Raw genomic sequence first — 20,299 nt, 5'->3', positions numbered from 1 at the left:
TCGCGGCATCCTGCTACTTTCACAGACACAGCCCCGGACGCGTCGTCGCGCCCGCCACCCCTCCTGGAGCATCCGTGTCGAAGAAGACCGCTGTATCGAAGCCCCGCATCGCGCCCCGCGCCACTCGCCGTGTCGCCGCTCTCGCGATCGCCGCAGTCGTGGCATCCGGCCTCTCCGCGCTCGGCGCGGTCGCCACGCCGGCGGCTGCAGCCGACCGCACCGTCGCCCTCGTCGGCGACCTGCAGTCCGAGCTCGGCTGCGCCGCCGACTGGGCGCCGGACTGCACCCAGACCGAGCTCGCGCCCACCGGCGCGGCAGGTATCTACTCGGCCGAGTTCACGGTGCCGGCCGGAAGCTTCGAGTACAAGGTCGCGCTGAACGACACGTGGGACGAGGCCTACGGTCTCGACGGCGGCGGCGACAACATCCCGCTCACGGTCGCCGGCCCTGCGACCCTGCGCTTCACGTTCGACGACAACCTCAAGCGCGTCGGCGTGCAGGCGACCGGCCTCCGCCAGGGCTACACGGCGGACGACGACGCCCTGATCGCGAAGCCGGTGCGCCAGCCCGGCTCCGAGGAGCAGTTCTACTTCGTCATGACCGACCGGTTCGCGAACGGCGACACCGCCAACGACACCGGCGGCCTCACCGGCGACCGCCTGACCACCGGCTTCGACCCCACCGACAAGGGCTTCTACCAGGGCGGTGATCTGAAGGGACTGCGCGACCGGCTCGACTACATCGAGGGCCTGGGCACGACCGCCATCTGGCTGACCCCCAGCTTCGCCAACAAGCCGGTGCAGGGCACCGGCGCCGACGCCAGCGCCGGTTACCACGGCTACTGGGTGACCGACTTCACCCGCATCGACCCGCACCTGGGCACCAACGCCGAGCTCGAGTCGCTCATCGCCGACGCGCACGCCCGTGGCATCAAGGTGTACTTCGACATCATCACCAACCACACCGCTGACGTCGTCGACTACGCCCAGAAGCAGTACTCCTACATCGACCAGGCGACCAGCCCGTACAAGGACGCAGACGGCACGGCGTTCGACCCCGCCGACTACGCCGGCACCGACGGCTTCCCCACGCTCGACGCGTCCACGAGCTTCCCGTACACCCCGGTCGTCGCCGACGCCGACAAGGACGCCAAGACGCCCGCCTGGCTGAACGACCCCACGTTGTACCACAACCGGGGCAACTCGACCTGGTCGGGCGAGTCGGTCACCTACGGCGACTTCGACGGACTCGACGACCTGATGACCGAGAACCCGCGGGTGGTGGACGGGTTCGTGAAGGTGTACCAGGACTGGGTCGACCTCGGCATCGACGGCTTCCGCATCGACACCGTCAAGCACGTGAACTTCGAGTTCTGGAAGACCTGGTCGACCCGGGTGCTCGACTACGCCCACGCGGCGGGCAAGAAGGACTTCTTCATGTTCGGCGAGGTGTATGACGCCGACCCGGTCAAGCTCGCCCCCTACATCCGCGACACCGATATGAACTCGGTGCTGGACTTCACCTTCCAGTCCTCCGCCGTCAGCTACGCATCCGGCAACTCCGCCAAGGGCCTGCAGAGCCTGTTCGCCGGCGATGACCGGTACACGACGCCCGACTCCAGCGCCACCGCGCTGCCGACGTTCCTCGGCAACCACGACATGGGCCGGGTCGGATCGTTCCTGCAGCGGACGGATGCCCCGCTGCAGCGCATCGAGTTGGCGAACGAGCTGATGTTCCTCACTCGCGGGCAGCCGGTCGTCTACTACGGCGACGAGCAGGGTTTCGCGGGCCCCGGCGGCGACAAGGACGCACGCCAGACGCTGTTCGCGACGCAGGTGGACGAGTACGCGAACCAGAAGCTCATCACGGGAGAGCAGGCGGGCTCCGTCGACCGCTACGGCACAGACGCCCCGCTGTACCGGCAGATCGCGGCGCTGTCGAAGCTGCGCGCCGGCATCCCGGCGCTGCGCGACGGCGCACAGATCGAGCGCTACGCGGCATCCGGGGCCGGCGTCTACGCTTTCTCCCGTGTCGACGCCGCCGACAAGGTGGAGTACCTGGTCGCGGTGAACAACGCCACCAGCGCGCAGACCGTCGACCTCACCACCCTCACCTCCGACGCGTCCTACGCCGTGCAGTACGGCGACGGGAACGCGATCACCACGGATGCCGGCGCCAGGACCTCCGTCACCGTGCCGGCGCTGTCGGCCGTCGTGTGGAAGGCGGACGCCCCGGTCACCGCTCCCGTCGAGGCCGCGCCGATCACGGTCAGCGCCCCGGCACCCGGCGGCGCCGTCGGCGGTCAGCAGCCGGTGCAGGCCGCCACCGCCGACCAGTGGGCGCAGACCAGCCTCTCCTGGCGGGTCGTCGGCTCTGACGAGTGGCACGCGCTCGGCACCGCCGAGGACACCGACCCGCGCGTCTTCCACGACATCCGCGGGCTGAAGAAGGGCACTCTGCTCGAGTATCGCGCGGTGACCACGGATGCCGCCGGCCACCACTCCGCGGCGTCCACCTACGCCTCCGTCGGCAATGCCGTCTCGCTGGATGCGGGGGAGGAGCAGCCGGAATCGCCCATCGACATGGTCACCGTGCCCGGAAGCCTGAACTCCGAGATGGGCTGCGCCGGCGACTGGGACCCGGCGTGCGAGAAGGCGAAGCTCACACTGCGCAGCGACGGCGTGTGGGCGGGCACCTTCGACCTGCCCGCCGGCGACTACGAGTACAAGGCCGCGATCGACGGGAACTGGACGGTCAACTACGGTGCGAACGGCGTCGCCGACGGACCGAACATCACCATCAGCCACGAGGGCGGACCGATCTCGTTCTACTTCGATCCGCGCACGAACATCGTGCAGTCCTCGGCCGAGGGCCCGATCGTGACGCTGCCCGGCTCCCTGCAGGACGAGCTCGGCTGCGCCGGTGACTGGATGCCGGACTGCCTGGCCACCCTGATGGCCGACGGCGACCGCGACGGCGTCTACGAGTTCTCCACCTCGAAGCTGCCCACCGGCGCCTACGAGCTCAAGGTCGCGCACGGCCTGAGCTGGGCCGAGAACTACGGCGCCGACGGCGCACGCGACGGTGCGAACATCTCATTCAGCGCCACCGAGGGCAAGGTCACCTCCTTCCGCTACACCCTCGGCACGCACGTGCTCGAGGTCGCGAGCGACGACGCCCCGCTGCCGGGCACGGGGGAGCAGCGCGCCCAGTGGATCGACCGCGACACCATCGCGTGGCCGGCCACGCTCGGGCAGACCGACAGGGCCGCGTACCGGCTGTACTCGGCAGCCGACGCCTCGCTGACCGTGACCGACGGTCAGGTCATCGGCGGCGACGCGGTCGACCTCACCGTCGTCGACGGCGGCCTGACGGATGCCCAGAAGAAGCGCTTCCCCGCGCTCGCCGGCTACCTGGCGCTGAAGGTGCCGGCGGATGCCGATGCGCCGGCGCTGCTGCGCACGCAGCTGGCCGTCGCGCAGAGCGACACCGCCGGTGCGCTCACCGCCTTCACCGGCGTGCAGCTGCCCGGCGTGCTGGACGATCTGTACGCGGCGAAGGCGGCGGATGCCGAACTCGGCGCCGGCTTCAGCGGCGTCAATCCGACGTTCCGGCTGTGGGCGCCCACCGCGCGGAGCGCCACCCTGCTCACGTGGGACGCGAAGGCCGCCCAGGACGCCGAGCCGACCCGCCACAAGGCGGTCTACGACGCGGCATCCGGAGTCTGGACCGTCAAGGGCAAGAAGGCGCTCAAGGGCGTCGAGTACCTGTGGGAGGTCGCGGTCTACGCGCCCAGCACCGGAGAGATCGAGACCAATCGGGTCACCGACCCCTACTCGGTCGCGCTCACGCTGAACTCCGAGCGCTCGGTCGCCGTCAGCCTCGACGACAAGGCGTTCCAGCCGAAGGCGTGGAAGACGACGAAGAGCCCCGCGGTCGACAAGCCCGTCGACCGTGCGATCTACGAGCTGCACATCCGGGACTTCTCGATCGGCGACGACACGGTTCCCGAGGCCGAGCGCGGCACCTACCTGGCGTTCACCCGCGACAGCGCGGGCACGAAGCAGCTGCGGCAGCTGGCTGACGCCGGCATGAACACCGTGCACCTGCTGCCCTCCTTCGACATCGCGACGATCCAGGAGGACCGCAAGAGTCAGGCCGTGCCGGACTGCGACCTGACCTCGTACGGCCCGGCCGACACCGCGCAGCAGGCGTGCGTCGCGGCGGTCGCCGACACGGACGGCTTCAACTGGGGCTACGACCCGTACCACTACTCCACGCCGGAGGGCTCGTACGCCGTGAACCCGGAGGGCGGTGCGCGCATCGCCGAGTTCCGCTCCATGGTGGGCGCCCTGCACGGCATGGGCCTGCAGGTGGTGCTCGACCAGGTGTTCAACCACACCGCGGCATCCGGCCAGGCCGAGCGCAGCGTGCTGGACAGGCTCGTCCCCGGCTACTACCACCGGCTCAACGCGGCGGGCGCGGTGGAGACCTCGACCTGCTGCCAGAACGTGGCGACCGAGCACCTGATGGCGCAGAAGCTCATGGTCGACTCGCTCGTGACATGGGCCCGCGGCTACCGCGTCGACGGCTTCCGGTTCGACCTCATGGGCCACCACTCGGTCGCCAACATGATGGCCGCTCGCAAGGCCCTCGACGCGCTCACGCGCGAGGACGACGGCGTCGACGGCAAGCGCATCTACCTGTACGGCGAGGGCTGGAACTTCGGCGAGGTCGCGAACAACGCCCTGTTCCCGCAGGCCGTGCAGGGTCAGCTCGGCGGCACCGGCATCGGCACCTTCAACGACCGGCTGCGCGACGCCGTGCACGGCGGCAGTCCGGTCGACGGAGGCTCCACGTTCATGCAGGGCTTCGGCACGGGACTCGCGACCGCCCCGAACGGCGACCCCATCAACGGAAGTGCGGCGCAGCAGCTCGCGACCCTCGGCCACGACACCGACCTGGTGAAGCTGGGCCTCGCCGGCAACCTGCGCGACTTCGCGTTCACGACGAGCGACGGCAGGACCACCACGGGCGAGGACATCGACTACAACGGGCAGCGCGCCGGCTACGCCGACCAGCCCGACGAGGTGATCAACTACGTCGACGCGCACGACAACGAGACCCTGTACGACCTGTCGGTGCTCAAGCTGCCGGTCGGCACCTCGATGGCCGACCGAGTGCGCATGAACACGGTCGAGCTGGCGACGGTCACCCTGTCGCAGTCGCCGTCGTTCTGGCACGCCGGCACCGAGCTGCTGCGCTCGAAGTCGCTGGATCGCAACAGCTACAACTCCGGCGACTGGTTCAATCGCATCGACTGGACCGGAAAGCAGTCCACGTTCGGCTCGGGGCTGCCGATGGCGGCCGACAACCAGGGCAAATGGGGCATCATGGCGCCGCTGCTGCAGAACCCCGCGCTCAAGCCGACGGCATCCGACATGGCCGCTGCCGAGGCATCCGCTCTCGATCTGCTGCGCGCGCGCAGCGAGGTCGGCCTGCTCCGGCTGGGCTCCGCGGATCTGATCCGGCAGAAGGTCAGCTTCCCGAACGGCGGGGCGGATGCCGTGCCGGGCGTGATCCTGATGCAGATCGACGATCTCGTCGGGAAGGACGTCGACCCGGCGCTCGAGGGCGCCCTGGTGGTGTTCAACGCCTCGCCGAACCCGGTCACGCAGACCGTCGCCGGCCTGGCCGGTCGCGATCTCGTGCTGACGCCCGCGCAGGCGAAGGGCTCGGATGCCGTGGTGAAGACCACCACCTGGGATGCCGCGACCGGCACGGTCACGATCCCCGCCCGCACGGTCGCCGTGCTGGTGGACGTGCAGTAGTCCGAGCGGGAAGCCCCGCCGCAACCGAAAGCGCCGGCCCCGTGAGGGACCGGCGCTTCCGGTTCGGGCTGATCGCTCAGGCCCGGTGCGGGATCAGCCCGCGGCCGGTGGCGTCACCGAGATGAGCGCCGCGGTGTTGTTCTGCATCGACTTCTTCACCGTGATGACGGTGCCGTAGCCCACGCCCGAGTCGGCGGGGTTGCCGGTGCCGAGCACGGTGTTGCCCACCTTGACGCCGAACAGGCCGGTGGCCGGAGTGCCGTCGGGGTTGACGATGCGCGTGGTGTACGGCGCACCGCCGACCGAGGGCACGACCACCGATGCGTCGCGCAGGCGGTAGTACAGCGACCCGTCGCGCAGCTCGAGACCGGGGACCCAGCCCTTGTCGTCGGTGAAGCTGCTCACGGCAGGCTGCGGCGCGAGCGTGGTGCACGCCTCGTTGTAGGAGGCGTCGACCAGGCAGTCCTTGAACGCGTAGGTCGGCTGCAGGCCGAAGGCGGCGTTCGAGGACTGGGCGCGGCTGGAGATGTTCTTCAGCAGCGACGGGTCCAGAGCCGCCTCCGCGCCCGTGCGGCGCAGCGGGTCGAAGTGGCTGTCCACCAGGAGCAGGCCGCCCTTCGCGCCGTAGCTCGGCAGGCTCGTCAGGTTCGAGGTGACCTGGTTCGAGGTGCCGTACATCGCGTCGCGGTACCAGATCAGCGCACCGGGGGCGTTGTAGGGGACCTTCTCGACCTTCCAGGCCTCATCGCTGTACACCGTCGTGTAGCCGTACTTCAGGCCCTTGTCGAAGCCGTCCATGTTGCGCCACTCGACCAGGTAGTACTGCGCCTTGACCTGGGTTCCGCTGTCGCGGTGCCAGCCGGCGCCGGTGGTGTCGGCGAAGGACGCGACGGTCGCGGTCCAGCCGTTGTCGCCGGACTCGACGTCATCGCTCCAGACGGTGTTCCCGTCGCTGGTTAGCGCGAAGTCGTCCGAGAACCAGTTGCGCTCCTCGAACGCGGCATCCGTCGCCTGACGCAGTCGCAGCTGGATGTCCTGGCCCGCGTACGCCGACAGGTCGACGTGGTCGTGCCGCCAGCCGTTGCTGGAGCCGGTCAGACCGTACTTCTTGCCGCCGAAGTCCTGCATGCGGCCGTTGGGGTCGCTGTACCCGTCATCGGTGGAGACCAGCGCGCCGGACTCGTCGTAGACCTTCTGCTCGGTCCAGGTGGAGCCGCCGTCGGTCGAGACCTCGACGTAGCCGTAGTCCCAGTCCTCCTCGATGACGTAGTTGTTCCACATCGAGAACTGCGCGTTCGCGGGAACGTCGTCGATCGAGCGGGTCAGACGGACGTCCGCCCAGTCCTGGTCGGCGCCGGAGTACCACATCTCGGATCCGCTGTGCGGGGTCGCCAGCACGATCTTCTTGTCGGGCAGGTTGACCTTGATGCCGTCCTCGGTGCCCTTCGCGGGGCGGGAGGTCTGGCCGACCTTGATCGTGGTGGTGTCATCACCGGGGTTCACGACCTTGGGGTCGGCCCAGCCCAGCACCCACTTGTCCCAGAGGCCCATGTGCGTGGGCATTGACTGGAAGATGGGGCCGGAGTGCGAGCCGGAGCTCATCAGGTCCCAGAAGTCGATGTCCGAGTTGCCCGCGTTGGACGTGTCGTACAGGTCGGGCAGGCCGAGGTCGTGGCCGTACTCGTGCGCGAAGACGCCGACACCGGAGTTCTCCGGCTGCACGATGTAGTTCGACAGCTTGAGGTTCGTGCCGGGGATGGTCGCGCCGCCGGCCACCGCCGAGGAGTGCGCCCAGATCGCGTACGTGCCCTCGGCGCCGCCGCCGCCGGACTTGTCCTCACCGGCGTGCACGAGCACCACGTGGTCGATCACGCCGTCGGGCTCGTTCACGTTGCCGTCGCCGTCGCGATCGCCCTGGTCCTCGATGTCGTAGTCGGCCCAGGGGAAGTCCGGGTTCTGCGCCGCGAGCGCCGCCACCGCATCGATGGGCAGCTGCCCGGGGCCGAGCGGGTTGTCCGGGTGCCCCTGCTGGTCCTGCATGGGCCCGGCCTCCCACTCGCCGGCCTCGTTCTTGTGGCAGACGGTCGCGCCGTAGTAGCCCTCGGAGTGCGGGACCTTGACCCAGGGCGTCGCCTCACCGGTGAGGGTGTACGCCCCGCGGGACATCTCCTCGTACATGTTCTTCATGGTGTAGCCGGAGATGTCGAAGCCGGGCTTGCCGTCGGGTCCGGTCAGATCCGTGCGCACGCGCTCGGTGATGCCGTCCTCGGTGAAGAGCATCTTGTTGAAGTGCTCGCTCGAGAAGTCGGGCACCCACATCGTGTTGTTGTCCTCGTGCGCGGCATCCGCCGGGTTCGGGATGCCGTTGTGGAGCGTCGGGCCCTGCATCGCGCCGGGCTTGCAGGTCGTCGCGCCGAACTCGGTCGGCACGTACAGGTCGCTGAAGTCCTCGCTGCCGTCGAACTCGACCAGGATCGTCAGCAGCTTCGCCTGCTGGGTGGTCTTCGACTTCTTCAGGTTCTTGGGGCTCTTGCCGGTCTTGATGGCCTTCGCCTCGGTCTTGGCCAGCTGCTCGGCGGCCTTCGGGTTGCCCTGGGCGAACTTCTGGTCGGTCTGCTTCGCCTTCTCGAGCGCGTGCGCGCTGAGGGGCGCCTTGACGGCACCCTTCGCGGTGGCGACGGCGGTGTCGGCCACGTGGTCGAAGGCCTCCTCCGCACGCGGTGCGACGTAGTTCATGTAGTACTCGTCGGCACCGATCGTGGCGGTGGGCGGCGGCGCGTCCGTGCTCGTCGACGCAGCGTTCGCCGTGCCGGAGCCGAAGGCCACCAGGCCTGCGGCCGCCAGCGCGAACGCTGAAGTCGTCGCCAGGGCGCGTCGTCGCGCTCGGGCATTCCGTTCTGACATCGAATCTCTCCTTTCACACGGCGGCGCGAAGGGTCTTCGCGGCACCGCGATCGGCGGGCGCCGGGTGGACGCCCGGGGACTGTCTATCGTGCTCAGCCGGTTCAAAGGAAGTGGTGCGAGGGAAAAAGTAGACATTCGTCTATGCGGAGTGTCCGATGCGCCAGTTAGTAGGAAGCCCTAGTAAATGCCCTGTGTGCCGACTAGCATGATCACTGTGCCAAAGAAGGCGCAGAGGAGTGTCAGCACAATGACTCGTTACATCCCCCATTTCGTAGGCGGAAAGTCGCTCGAACCCACCGGTGGGCGCGTCGCCGACGTGTTCGATCCGAGCACAGGAGAGGTGCAGGCGCGTGTTCCGCTGGCCACGGCCGACGAGGTGCGCGCGGTCATCGAGAACGCCGCCGACGCGCAGCCGGGGTGGGCCGCCACCAACCCGCAGAAGCGCGCCCGCGTGATGATGCGCTTCGTCGAACTCGTGCACCAGAACATGGACGAACTGGCCGCCCTGCTCTCCAGCGAGCACGGCAAGACCTTCGAGGACGCCAAGGGCGACATCATCCGCGGACTCGATGTGATCGAGTTCTGCATCGGCGCCCCGCACATGCTCAAGGGCGAGTACTCCACCGAGGTCGGCACCGGCATCGACGTGTACTCGATGCGCCAGCCGCTCGGTGTGGTCGCCGGCATCACGCCGTTCAACTTCCCCGCCATGATCCCGCTGTGGAAGGCCGGACCCGCGATCGCCAGCGGCAACGCCTTCGTGCTCAAGCCCTCCGAGCGCGACCCCTCCGTGCCGGTGCGCCTCGCCGAGCTGTTCCTCGAGGCGGGCCTGCCCGCGGGCATCCTCAACGTCGTGCACGGTGACAAGGTGGCGGTCGACACGATCCTCACCGACCCGCGCATCCAGGCCGTCGGGTTCGTCGGCTCCACGCCGATCGCCGAATACATCTACTCGACCGCCGCAGCCAACGGCAAGCGCGCGCAGTGCTTCGGCGGGGCCAAGAACCACCTGATCGTGCTGCCCGACGCCGATCTCGACCAGGCCGCCGACGCGCTGATCGGCTCCGGCTTCGGCTCGGCCGGCGAGCGCTGCATGGCCATCTCGGTCGCCGTCCCGGTGGGCGAGGAGACCGCCGACGCGCTGGTCGCGAAGATCGCCGAGCGCCTGGGCGAGCTGAAGGTCGGACCCGGCATGCAGGACGGCGTCGACTACGGCCCCCTGGTCTCCGCCGCGTCGAAGGCGCGCGTCGAGGGCCTCATCCAGGAGGGCGTCGACGCCGGCGCCACGCTCGTCGCCGACGGTCGCGGCCTGGTGGTCGAGGGCTACGAGAACGGGTTCTACCTCGGACCCACCCTGTTCGACCACGTCACCACCGACATGTCGATCTACCGCGAGGAGATCTTCGGCCCGGTGCTCTCGGTCGTGCGCGCGGCGGACTACGAGGAGGCACTGGCACTGGCATCCGACAACCCCTACGGCAACGGCGTCGGCATCTTCACCCGCGACGGCGACGCGGCCCGCGACTTCGCGGCCCGCGTGAACGTCGGGATGGTCGGCGTCAACGTCCCGATCCCGGTGCCGATCGCCTACTTCACCTTCGGCGGCTGGAAGGCGTCCGGGTTCGGCGACCTGAACCAGCACGGAGCCGACGGCTTCCGCTTCTACACGAAGACCAAGACCGTGACCAGCCGCTGGCCGTCGCATGGCGTGCGCGAGGGCGCCAGCTTCGTCATGCCCACGATGTGACCCCGCCCCTGCCGCACACATCCCCGAGATCCGAGGACCGAGAGAAATGACCATGATCGACAGCACCGTCACCGCCGAGGAGCGCGAGGCGATCCTCGGCGCCGTGCGCGACTTCGCCGAGTCCGAGCTCGCGCCCCACGCCGCCGAGCGCGACGAGAAGCACATCTTCCCCCGCGAGACGCTCAACAGGGCGGGCGAGCTGGGCCTGGGCGGCATCTACGTGCGCGAGGAGTTCGGCGGAACGGGCCTGGGCCGCGTGGACACCGTCGCGATCTTCGAGGAGCTCGCCAAGGGCGACCCGGCGGTCGCTGCCTACATCTCGATCCACAACATGGTGGTGTGGATGATCGACACCTACGGCGACGACGCGCAGCGCGGCCGCTGGCTGCCGGGCCTGACCGCCATGGAGCAGTTCGGCGGCTACTGCCTGACCGAGCCCGGTGCCGGGTCGGATGCCGCGAACATCGCCACGAGTGCGGTGCGCGACGGCGACGACTATCTGCTCACGGGCGTCAAGCAGTTCATCTCGGGCGCGGGCGAGGCCGGCGTCTACGTGGTCATGGCCCGCACCGGCGGAGCCGGCTCGGGGGCGCGCGGGATCAGCGCGTTCCTCGTCCCCGGAGATGCTGCAGGCCTGAGCTTCGGCGCGCCGGAGAAGAAGATGGGCTGGCATGCCCAGCCCACCCGCCAGGTGATCTTCGACGGCGTGCGGGTGCCCGCATCCGCGATGCTCGGCGAGGAGGGCAAGGGCTTCGCGATCGCGATGTCGGCACTCAACGGCGGCCGGCTCAACATCGCCGCCTGCTCGCTGGGCGGTGCGGCCTGGGCTCTGGAGAAGGCCGTGCAGTACGTGCACGAGCGCGTCGCGTTCGGCGAGCCCCTCTCCGAGAAGCAGTCGATCCTGTTCACGATCGCCGACATGCGCACCGAGCTGCAGGCCGCGCGCCTGATGGTGCGCGACGGCGCCGAGGCCGTCGACGCGAAGGCGCCGGATGCCACGATGCGCTGCGCCATGGCGAAGCGATTCGCCACGGACGCCGGCTTCGAGATCGCCAACAAGGCCCTTCAGCTGCACGGCGGCTACGGGTACCTTCAGGACTACGGGGTCGAGAAGGTCGTGCGCGACCTGCGCGTGCATCAGATCCTGGAAGGGACGAACGAGATCATGCGACTCATCGTCGGACGCGAGATGCTGCGCCCCGCCGGCTCGAACCAGATGCGGAGCGCATCATGACCCGTATCGCCTTCCTGGGGCTCGGTCACATGGGCCTGCCCATGGCCGTGAACCTGGTGAAGGCCGGTCACAAGGTGCACGGCTTCGACCTCGTGCCCGCCGCGATCGACGCCGCGCGCGCCGCCGGCATCCCCGTCGCGGACAGCGGAGCGGATGCCGTGCACGACGCCGAGGTCGTCATCACGATGTTCCCCGCCGGGAAGCACGTGATCGCCGCATACCAGGAAGAGCTGCTGGCCGCCGCCGCGCCGGGCACGCTGTTCATCGAGTCGTCCACGATCGCCGTCGACGAGGCGCGCACGGCGCATCAGCTGGCGATCGACGCCGGGCATCGCAACGTCGACGCCCCGGTCTCGGGCGGTGTCGTCGGCGCGGAGGCCGGCACGCTGGCGTTCATGGTCGGCGGGGCGGACGAGGACTTCGAGGCGGCCCTTCCGCTGCTCGAGGCCATGGGCAAGCGCATCGTGCACTGCGGCGGGCCGGGGCTCGGCCAGGCCGCGAAGGTGTGCAACAACATGATCCTGGGCATCTCGCAGATCGCGGTCGCCGAGGCGTTCGTGCTGGCGGAGCGCCTGGGGCTGGAGCACCAGGCCATGTACGACGTCGTGTCCCAGGCATCCGGCCAGTGCTGGGCGCTGACCACCAACTGCCCCGTGCCGGGCCCCGTGCCCACCAGCCCGGCGAACCGCGATTACCAGCCCGGCTTCGCCGGCGCCCTGATGGCGAAGGATCTGGGGCTCGCGCTCCAGGCGATCGAGCAGACGTCGACGGATGCCAGGATGGGCCGCCTCGCGCAGGAGATCTACGCCGCGTTCGCCGCGGGCGAGGGCGCCGGACGGGACTTCTCGGGGATCATCACAGACATCCGCAAGGGTGACGTCTGACCCCTCCCGTTCAGGAACCGGAAAGGTTCCCACCTGGAATACTGATCGTGCCGCAGTGCTGCGGCTGAGGGGAGTGACACATGGCCGAGTACGAGACGATCCTCGTCGAACAGCGAGGACGGGTGGGCTGGATCACCCTCAACCGGCCGCAGGCGCTCAACGCCCTGAACGGTCAGGTCTCCGAGGAGGTCGCGGACGCGGCATCCGCCTTCGACGCGGCTGAGGGCGTCGGCGCCATCGTCGTCACCGGCTCCGAGAAGGCGTTCGCCGCGGGCGCGGACATCAAGGAGATGGAGTCGAAGACCGGTGCCGAGATGGTCGCCACCGACCACTTCGGCGCGTGGACCCGCTTCGCCGCCGTGCGCACCCCCGTGATCGCGGCCGTGTCCGGCTACGCGCTGGGCGGTGGATGCGAGCTGGCGATGATGTGCGACATCATCCTGGCGGGCGACAACGCCGTGTTCGGGCAGCCCGAGGTCAATCTCGGAGTGATCCCCGGCATGGGCGGCACGCAGCGCCTGATCCGCGCGGTCGGTTACTACAAGGCCGCCGAGATCGTGCTGTCCGGCCGCATGGTGAAGGCCGACGAGGCGGAGCGCATCGGCCTCGTGTCCCGCGTGGTGCCGGCATCCGACCTGCTCGACGAGGCCACGAAGCTCGCCGAGACCATCGCGTCGAAGTCGCTGCCGTCGATCTACGCCGCGAAGGCGACGCTGGACGCCGCGATGGAGACGTCGCTCACCGACGGGCTCGCCGTCGAGAAGGCGACGTTCGCCGCCCTGTTCGACACCGCGGACCAGAAGGAGGGGATGGCCGCCTTCCGCGAGAAGCGCCCCCCTCACTTCCAGCACCGATGAGCGCCATGACAGAGGTGCTGCCGGACGACGCCGACCTGACCCTCTCGGTGTCGGACCGTCGCGAACTCGTGGAGTGGACGATCGCCTGCGCCGAGCGGATGCTGCCGCTCTTCCTCGCCGAGAGGCCGGACGACACCCGCCCGCAGGAGGCCCTGGACGCGGCGCGTGCGTTCCTGCGCGGCGAGCTGAGCATCGAGGCCGTGAGGGAGAAGGCGTTCGCCTGCCACGCGGCCGCGCGTGAGGCGCAGGACCCGTCGGCGCTCGCCGCCGCGCGGGTGTGCGGTCAGGCCGCTGCGGTCGCGCACATGGCCGGGCACGCCCGCCAGGTGCCGCGGTACACGGCCAAGGCGTTCCCGGGCGACCGCTCACGGCGTGACGAGGAACTCGCCTGGCAGCGCATGAACGTTCCCGAGCGGTTCGACCACTACGTGTACGACGGCGACTAGAAGGGCGCAGGCGGACCCCGGGCGGTGTGGTTGACTCGGTCCGTGGATGATCTGCCTGAGCAGCTCCTCGTGGATGCTGCGGTTCCGCGGAGTCCCGGCTCGACGGCCCCGGGCCTCCGCGTCGTTCAGACCGCGACCGCGTCGTCGTGCTCCTCGGCGGCGTGGACGGCGTCGAGGTGGGCGCGCACCGCGGCCCTGCCCGGCAGCAGAGTGCTCGCGCCCGCCGCGATCACCAGCCCCGCGACGGAGATCCAGGTCGAGGCGGTGAGGGCTTCGAGCACGTGCTCCCGGCTCCAGTCGTCGCCGGTGACGGCGAAGAACACGGTGGTCGACACCGCCACTCCCACCGCGGCGCCCAGCTGCTGGAACGTGCTGTAGGCGCCGGAGGCCGCACCCGCGTCGGCGACCGGCACGGTGGCGAGGGCGACGTCGACCAGCGGGATGATCAGCATCGCCAGCCCGATGCCGGCCACGGCCATCGGCACCGCGGACTGCCAGCCGGTGAAGTCCGCTCCACCCTTCGTCACGGTCCACAGCGTCGCCAGCGTCCCCGCCGCCATCACCAGCGCACCCACCGTGACCAGGACACGGCCGAGCCGGGGGACCAGGGGGACCACGAACCCGGTGCCGACCATCGCCCCCAGGCTGAACGTCAGCAGCGTCAGGCCCGCGCCGAGCGCGTCGAAGGACAGGGCGAGCTGCAGATAGAGGATGAGCGGCAGCACGAAGGCGTTCATCGCGCCCTGGAACATCGCCTGCGTCACGATGCCCGCGGAGAAGCCGCGATCGCGGAACAGTGGCATCGGCAGCAGCGCGGATCCGTCGCGATTCATCCGGCGCACGGAGTGCGCGACGAACCAGCTGCCGAACAGCACGCCGGCGGCCACCAGGGCCCACAGCCAGCCCGGCCAGCCGAGCTCCCGCCCCTCGATCAGCGGGACCATGAAGCCGGCGATCGCGGCCACCAGCAGTGCGACGCCGACGAGGTCGAGTCGCATCGCGCGGGCCGACCGCGTGTCGGGCACGAACTTCGCCGCCAGCGCGACGATGGCGATGCCGACCGGGACGTTGACGAGGAAGATGCTGCGCCAGCCCAGGCCCCAGATGTCGGCGTCGACGAGCCACCCGCCGAGCACCGGCCCGACCACGGCCGCGATGCCGCTCACGGCGCCGATGATGCCGAACAGCGGGGCGCGCTCGCGCGGGGCGTAGAGCGCCTGCACGCTGGCCAGCAGCTGAGGCACCATGAGCGCGGCGAACAGCCCCTGGGCGACGCGCAGCGTGACGAGCATCTCCGCGGAGACGGCGGCAGCGCCCAGCGCCGACACGAGCGTGAAGCCCGCGATGCCGGTCAGGAACACGCGGCGGCGTCCGAAGATGTCGCCCAGCCGGCCGCCCGTCACCAGCGCCGCGGCGAACGCGAGCATGTACCCCGACACGATCCACTCCAATGCACCCGAGCCGGCGTCGAGGTCGCGCCCGATCGCCGGCAGGGCCACCTGCACGATGGTCACGTCGAGCAGGTCCATGAACGCGGCGAACAGCAGGATGCCGATGGCGAGGCCGCGGCGGGGGAGATTGTCCATCGGGGGGTCCCTTCCTAGAATGAGGTGTCTCCATCTCGGAACATTCCCGACCTGGGATTATCCCGATATGGGAATAGTAGGAAGGCGCCCTGAGGATGTCAAGCGACCCCGAACTGACCCGTGGACTGCTCGACCGGATCCAGCGGTTCATCGGAAGTGCCGTGCTCACCAACGAGCGCATCGCCCGATCGCTGGGCATCAACGTGGTCGACCTGCAGGCGCTCGGCATGATCGCGCGTGCCGGTGATCGGCTCACAACGGGGGAGGTCAGTCAGCTCACCGAGCTGCCGACCAGCACCACCACTCGCGTGCTGGACCGGCTCGAGCGCAACGGCCTCATCATGCGGGAGGCCGACCCCGCCGACCGCAGGCGCGTCGTCGTGCGCATCTCGGATCACGCCGCTCAGCTGCTGGGCCGGGGAGGCGACGACGATCCGTACGCGCCGATCCTCGAGCGCATGGGGCGCGTGAATGCGCTCTTCACGCCGCAGGAGCTCGAGACCGTCGTCCGGTACTTCGATGCGATGGAGGCCGAGGCCGCCGGCGACTCGGCCTGAGCGCAGACGGCGATCAGCCGCGAAGCTCCTCCAGAGCCTTCGCCAGGCGGCGTTCGCGGGTGGCATCCTGCTTGGCCTCGGAGATGCCGCGGGCGATCTCCTTGCGGCGCGTGTAGGAGAGGGCATCGAAGGCGGCCTTGGCGGCCGGATCGGATGCCAGCGCCTCGGCCAGGGCAGCCGGGATCTCGACCGTGCGCTCGGCGGCGTCGGCGGCGATCACGACGTCGAACTCGTCTCCCAGCTCCACGCCCATCTCGGCGCGGACCGCCTTGCTGAACCCGATCAGGTTCTGCCCGCCCATGCGCGCCAGGCGCAGCCGCGCCGTGCGGCCGCCGATCGCGACGACGACGGGGAAGGCCTTGGCTGTGCTGAGGATCGCCACCTCGTCGTCGTCGAGCACGATGGCGCCGGCCGGTCCCATCGGCTGCAGGATCTTGTGCGCTCTCAGCTCGCTCATGCCGGCCATACTACGGGCCGGCGGGATCTGGATCGACGGCTTCCGCCGAGCGCAAGGGTGTGCCGCACCCGCATCCGCCCGGGTAGCTTCACCGGCATGAGCGACGTGACGATCTTCGCCCCCTCACCGATCCTCACGGTGACGGTCGAGAACTCGGGCGATGCCGATGAGATCCATATCCACGCGGGCGGGCAGGGTGTGTGGCAGGCGCGGATGCTGCGGCGCCTCGGCGTCTCGGTGACGATGTGCTGCTCGCTGGCGGGGGAGGCCGGGCAGGTCATCCGGCACCTGCTCGAGGACGACGGGATGACGGTGGTCGGCGTCGAACGCCCTGGCAGGGCATCCGCCTACGTGCAGGACCGACGCGGCGGGGAGCGCGCCGAGATCGGCACCGAGGTCGGCGATCCGATCGCGCGGCACGAGCTCGACGAGCTGTACGGGGCCGTCATCCGCGAGGGGATGCGCTCCGGCGTCGTGATCCTCAGCGGACCGGCCGACGACGACGTGCTGCCGCCGGACACCTACCGCCGGCTCGCCGCGGATCTGCGCGAAGCCGGCTGCACGGTGGTGGTCGACCTCGCCGGCGAGCGGTTGGACGCGGCGTTGGAGGGCGGTGTCGACCTGCTGAAGGTCAGCGACGAGGAGATGCGCGCGCACGGTCTCGACGAGGACTCGCCCGACGCGCTCGCCGCGGCCATGCACTCGCTGCGATCGCGCGGAGCGGGAACCGTCATCGTCACGCGGGCCTCCGAACCGCTGCTGCTCCTCGACGAGCAGGGCCTGCTGGAGGTCGCTCCGCCGCGCCTCGAGGTGGTCGACAGCGCCGGCGCCGGGGATTCCCTCACCGCGGGCGTGGTCGCGGGGATGGTGCGCGGCGAACCGCCGCGTGACGCGATCACGCTGGGGGCGGCGGCGGGCGCGCTGAACGTCACGAGGCACGGCCTGGGAACCGGTGACGCGGATGCCATCGCCGAGCTGCGCGGGCGGATCCGGGTCTCGGTCCCGGGTGAGGACGACGACGGCGGCAGCATGGGCGTGAGCCCGGACGGACTGGCCGGCCTGATCGAGACGCCGCGCCGCGAGGCGCCGGGCGCCGAGACGCCCCGCACCGAGAGCGAGGGGGAGCGATGACCCGCGTACTGGTCACGAACGACGACGGGATCGACTCCCCGGGTCTGCATGCGCTGGCGGTCGTCCTGCGGGCGCACGGCATGGAGGTCACGATCGCCGCGCCCGTCACGCAGTCGAGCGGATCGAGCGCGTCGATCATGGCCGAGAACGCCGAGGGCCAGATCCGCGTGGAGCGACGCACCCTGGAGGGCCTGGAAGGCGTGCCGGCGTTCGCGGTGCACGGCGGTCCGGGACTGATCGCACTGATCGCCGCCCGCGGCGCCTTCGGCGATCCGACGGACGTGGTCGCCTCGGGCATCAATCACGGCGCCAACGTCGGGCGGGCGATCCTGCACTCCGGAACCGTCGGCGCAGCCCTGACCGGAGGCCTCAACGGCGCCCGCGGTCTGGCGATATCGCTGGACGTCGGGCTGGCGCCGAAGACGTTCCGGTGGGAGGAGGCCGCCGAGGCCGCCGCCGAACTCGTGCCGGCGCTGCTGCGGCATCCGCGCGGCACGGTCATCAACGTCAACGTCCCCAACACGGCCGAGTCGCGCGGAATGGTCGAGGCCGACCTCGCCCCGTTCGGAATCGTGCAGACGACGCTGACCCAGCAGGACGAGCACCACGTGCGCCTGGCGGTCGAGGATCTGCCTCGCGAACCCGTGCGCGGGAGCGATGCCGCCCTCCTCGCCGACGGGTGGATCACCGTGACGGGGCTCGACCCGGTCTCGCACGTGCCGCTGGGCATCGTGGCGGAGGTCGGCGCAGGATGAGGATGCTCAGCCGAAATGCGCGGTGATCGCGTCGTTGCGCTCGGTGATCACGGCGATCAGATGGCGGCGCATGACCAGGGCGTCCACCAGCCGGCCGAGCGGACCGAACGGGGAGCGGAACTCGAGGGTGTCCCGCATGAGCGTGCCGCCGTCGGCGGGCAGGAACTCGTGGGTGTGCCGGAACTGAGCGAACGGACCCCTCGTCTGCCGGTCGCGGAACCTGCGCGGTCGTTCGACGTCGAAGACCACGGACGACATCCGGAAGCGGATGCCGAAGTGCCGGGCGCTCCAGGTCACCTCATCGCCCTCGCCCATCATCCCGGTGGTGACGCCGGCGACCGCGCGCTCGCCGTGCGAGCTCTGGGACGTCACGTGCAATCCGACGTCGAGCGAGGCGTCGAACACCTCCTCGGGCGACGCGGCGATGATGCGCTCCAGGACGAAGGAGGCCATCAGAGCGGATCGGGGACCGGTCGGGGGTCGGTGAAGTCGCCGGCGTTCTTGCGCATCCTGGCCACGATGCCGACCAGGGCGCTCGCATCGTCGGCGTCGATGCCGGGGCTGCGGAACACGTCGGTGTTCAGGGCGCGGGTGGCGCGCTCGACGAGGTCGCGCCCGGTCTCGGTGAGCGTGAGCAGCGCGGCGCGGCCGTCGTGGGGGTGCGGCTCGCGCAGTACGAGGCCGTCGCGCACCAGCCGCTCCGCCGTGCTCGTGACGCTGGTCGCGTGCACCTGCAGGCGGGCGACCACGCTCGACAGCGGCAGCGTGCCCGACCGGCTGAAGGCCAGCAGCCGCAGCACCTCGTACCGCGCGAAGGTCACTCCGAAGGGCTTGAGGGTGGCATCCACCCGCGCCAGCAGCAGCTGCTGCGCCCGCATGACGGAGGTGACCACGGCCATGCCGTCGGCGGCATCGTCCCAGCCGTGCGCGAGCCATTGCCGTTTCGCTTCGGCGAGCGGATCGATCGACAGAGGGCGAGGGCGGGCCATGCCCCCACGTTAGTCGCATGCGGCGTCGGGGATGCAGCATGCGACGGAACTCAGTACCATAAGAAGTGACATCCGATTTCAGGCTCTGAATCGGTGCGGCAGAAGGCGCCCGACTACAATCGACACAGGCGCGAGGAGGCTCGATGAAGATCTACGTCCTGGTGAAGGAAGTCCCCGACACCTACGGTGACCGCAAGCTCGATCTCGAGACGGGATTGGCCGATCGCGGGGCGGGTGACGTGGTCCTCGACGAGATCACCGAGCGCGCGCTCGAGGTCGCTCTGTCCTATGCCGACAAGAACGCCGGCACCGAGGTGGTCGCCCTGTCGATGTCGCCCGAGTCCGCGACGGCATCCGTCCGTCGCGCGCTGGCGATCGGCGCGGCATCCGCTGTGCACGTCGTCGACGAGCAGCTGCGCGGCGCCGACCTCGTCCTCACTGCCGCCACTCTCGCTGCGGCGATCCGCCGTGGCGAGCCCGACCTCGTGATCACCGGCAACCTGTCCACCGACGGCTCCGGTGGCGTGATCCCCGCGATGCTCGCGGAGCACCTCGGCTTCACCCAGGCCACCGCGCTCAGCGCGGTGGAGATCGCCGAGGGACAGATCAGCGGCACGCGCTCCGGCGACGCCGGCACGCAGCAGGTCACGGCCGCGCTGCCCGCCGTCATCTCCATCACCGAGGCGCTGCCCGACGCGCGCTTCCCGAACTTCAAGGGCATCATGGCGGCGAAGAAGAAGCCCCTCGAGGTGCTCTCGCTCGCCGACCTGGGCGTCTCGGCCGACCCGGCTGAGACCCCGCACACGATCATGACCGCCGTCTCCGAGAAGCCGCCGCGCGCGGCCGGGGTCAAGATCGTCGACGAGGGCGATGCCGCCGCCCAGCTCGTCGAGTTCCTCGCGCAGAACAGGCTGGTGTGAT

At 70.0% G+C, this 20,299-nt stretch carries 15 protein-coding genes; 10 read left to right on the top strand and 5 right to left on the bottom strand.

What is annotated here, in order from left to right:
- Positions 1-74 precede the first annotated feature (74 nt).
- Complete coding sequence (gene pulA, locus MIAR_RS15365) at positions 75-5,831, top strand: pullulanase-type alpha-1,6-glucosidase (protein ID WP_285637727.1); 5,757 nt, start codon at positions 75-77, stop codon at positions 5,829-5,831.
- A 93-nt stretch (positions 5,832-5,924) separates the two neighbouring features.
- Here pulA and MIAR_RS15360 read toward each other — a convergent pair whose 3' ends face one another.
- Positions 5,925-8,735, bottom strand: coding sequence for an immune inhibitor A domain-containing protein (locus MIAR_RS15360; protein ID WP_285637725.1), 2,811 nt, complete (start codon positions 8,733-8,735; stop codon positions 5,925-5,927).
- Between the two features lie 247 nt (positions 8,736-8,982).
- Between MIAR_RS15360 and MIAR_RS15355 the strand changes: the two genes are divergently transcribed.
- The 5 genes from MIAR_RS15355 to MIAR_RS15335 all read left to right on the top strand — a co-directional run bounded on the left by MIAR_RS15355 (position 8,983) and on the right by MIAR_RS15335 (position 13,903).
- A complete protein-coding gene (locus MIAR_RS15355) occupies positions 8,983-10,482 on the top strand; it encodes a CoA-acylating methylmalonate-semialdehyde dehydrogenase (RefSeq protein ID WP_285637723.1) in 1,500 nt (499 codons plus the stop codon).
- A 46-nt stretch (positions 10,483-10,528) separates the two neighbouring features.
- Positions 10,529-11,716, top strand: a complete 1,188-nt coding sequence (locus MIAR_RS15350) for an acyl-CoA dehydrogenase family protein (RefSeq protein WP_285637722.1) — start codon at positions 10,529-10,531, stop codon at positions 11,714-11,716.
- Complete coding sequence (gene mmsB, locus MIAR_RS15345) at positions 11,713-12,600, top strand: 3-hydroxyisobutyrate dehydrogenase (protein WP_285637721.1); 888 nt, start codon at positions 11,713-11,715, stop codon at positions 12,598-12,600. Before MIAR_RS15350 ends, mmsB begins: the two co-directional genes overlap by 4 nt.
- An 80-nt stretch (positions 12,601-12,680) precedes the next feature.
- The gene (locus MIAR_RS15340; protein WP_285637720.1) at positions 12,681-13,457 is read left to right on the top strand and encodes an enoyl-CoA hydratase-related protein; all 777 of its coding nucleotides are present in this window, start codon (positions 12,681-12,683) and stop codon (positions 13,455-13,457) included.
- Between the two features lie 5 nt (positions 13,458-13,462).
- Positions 13,463-13,903, top strand: coding sequence for a putative immunity protein (locus MIAR_RS15335; protein WP_285637719.1), 441 nt, complete (start codon positions 13,463-13,465; stop codon positions 13,901-13,903).
- 125 nt (positions 13,904-14,028) lie between these two features.
- On the opposite strand, the gene MIAR_RS15330 is transcribed toward MIAR_RS15335, so the two are convergent.
- Positions 14,029-15,489, bottom strand: a complete 1,461-nt coding sequence (locus MIAR_RS15330) for an MFS transporter (RefSeq protein ID WP_285637718.1) — start codon at positions 15,487-15,489, stop codon at positions 14,029-14,031.
- A gap of 95 nt (positions 15,490-15,584) precedes the next feature.
- On the opposite strand from MIAR_RS15330, the gene MIAR_RS15325 reads away from it, so the two are divergent.
- Positions 15,585-16,046 (top strand): MarR family winged helix-turn-helix transcriptional regulator, encoded by a 462-nt coding sequence (locus MIAR_RS15325; RefSeq protein ID WP_285637717.1) that lies wholly within the window; start codon positions 15,585-15,587, stop codon positions 16,044-16,046.
- Between the two features lie 13 nt (positions 16,047-16,059).
- On the opposite strand, the gene MIAR_RS15320 is transcribed toward MIAR_RS15325, so the two are convergent.
- On the bottom strand, positions 16,060-16,503 hold the full coding sequence (locus MIAR_RS15320) for a YdeI/OmpD-associated family protein (RefSeq protein WP_285637716.1): 444 nt from the start codon (positions 16,501-16,503) through the stop codon (positions 16,060-16,062).
- Between the two features lie 96 nt (positions 16,504-16,599).
- Between MIAR_RS15320 and MIAR_RS15315 the strand changes: the two genes are divergently transcribed.
- A complete protein-coding gene (locus MIAR_RS15315; RefSeq protein WP_285637715.1) occupies positions 16,600-17,634 on the top strand; it encodes a 1-phosphofructokinase family hexose kinase in 1,035 nt (344 codons plus the stop codon).
- Complete coding sequence (surE, locus tag MIAR_RS15310; protein ID WP_285637714.1) at positions 17,631-18,389, top strand: 5'/3'-nucleotidase SurE; 759 nt, start codon at positions 17,631-17,633, stop codon at positions 18,387-18,389. Before MIAR_RS15315 ends, surE begins: the two co-directional genes overlap by 4 nt.
- Before the next feature lie 6 nt (positions 18,390-18,395).
- On the opposite strand, the gene MIAR_RS15305 is transcribed toward surE, so the two are convergent.
- Entirely contained in the window at positions 18,396-18,842 is a 447-nt protein-coding gene (locus tag MIAR_RS15305) for an SRPBCC family protein (protein WP_285637713.1), read from the bottom strand.
- Positions 18,842-19,378 carry a MarR family winged helix-turn-helix transcriptional regulator gene (locus tag MIAR_RS15300; protein ID WP_285637712.1) on the bottom strand — a complete coding sequence of 179 codons (537 nt, stop codon included), beginning with the start codon at positions 19,376-19,378 and terminating at the stop codon, positions 18,842-18,844. Before MIAR_RS15300 ends, MIAR_RS15305 begins: the two co-directional genes overlap by 1 nt.
- Positions 19,379-19,521: 143 nt before the next feature.
- On the opposite strand from MIAR_RS15300, the gene MIAR_RS15295 reads away from it, so the two are divergent.
- Positions 19,522-20,298 (top strand): electron transfer flavoprotein subunit beta/FixA family protein, encoded by a 777-nt coding sequence (locus MIAR_RS15295; protein ID WP_285637711.1) that lies wholly within the window; start codon positions 19,522-19,524, stop codon positions 20,296-20,298.
- The last annotated feature ends 1 nt before the right edge of the window (position 20,299 follow it).

The sequence above is a fragment of the Microbacterium arabinogalactanolyticum genome (genome assembly GCF_030268005.1).
Lineage (GTDB): Bacteria > Actinomycetota > Actinomycetes > Actinomycetales > Microbacteriaceae > Microbacterium > Microbacterium arabinogalactanolyticum.
The sequence above is the reverse complement of the archived record's forward strand: the minus strand, read 5'-3'. Positions and strand labels throughout refer to the sequence as shown.

Coding starts and splice junctions, on each gene's coding strand:
- MIAR_RS15340 (WP_285637720.1), top strand. CDS start 12,681: ATGGCCGAGTACGAGACGATCCTCGTCGAACAGCGAGGACGGGTGGGC.
- MIAR_RS15360 (WP_285637725.1), bottom strand. CDS start 8,735: ATGTCAGAACGGAATGCCCGAGCGCGACGACGCGCCCTGGCGACGACT.
- MIAR_RS15300 (WP_285637712.1), bottom strand. CDS start 19,378: ATGGCCCGCCCTCGCCCTCTGTCGATCGATCCGCTCGCCGAAGCGAAA.
- MIAR_RS15335 (WP_285637719.1), top strand. CDS start 13,463: ATGACAGAGGTGCTGCCGGACGACGCCGACCTGACCCTCTCGGTGTCG.
- MIAR_RS15320 (WP_285637716.1), bottom strand. CDS start 16,503: ATGAGCGAGCTGAGAGCGCACAAGATCCTGCAGCCGATGGGACCGGCC.
- MIAR_RS15350 (WP_285637722.1), top strand. CDS start 10,529: ATGACCATGATCGACAGCACCGTCACCGCCGAGGAGCGCGAGGCGATC.
- MIAR_RS15355 (WP_285637723.1), top strand. CDS start 8,983: ATGACTCGTTACATCCCCCATTTCGTAGGCGGAAAGTCGCTCGAACCC.
- MIAR_RS15330 (WP_285637718.1), bottom strand. CDS start 15,489: ATGGACAATCTCCCCCGCCGCGGCCTCGCCATCGGCATCCTGCTGTTC.
- surE (WP_285637714.1), top strand. CDS start 17,631: ATGACCCGCGTACTGGTCACGAACGACGACGGGATCGACTCCCCGGGT.
- mmsB (WP_285637721.1), top strand. CDS start 11,713: ATGACCCGTATCGCCTTCCTGGGGCTCGGTCACATGGGCCTGCCCATG.
- MIAR_RS15315 (WP_285637715.1), top strand. CDS start 16,600: ATGAGCGACGTGACGATCTTCGCCCCCTCACCGATCCTCACGGTGACG.
- MIAR_RS15325 (WP_285637717.1), top strand. CDS start 15,585: ATGTCAAGCGACCCCGAACTGACCCGTGGACTGCTCGACCGGATCCAG.
- MIAR_RS15305 (WP_285637713.1), bottom strand. CDS start 18,842: ATGGCCTCCTTCGTCCTGGAGCGCATCATCGCCGCGTCGCCCGAGGAG.
- MIAR_RS15295 (WP_285637711.1), top strand. CDS start 19,522: ATGAAGATCTACGTCCTGGTGAAGGAAGTCCCCGACACCTACGGTGAC.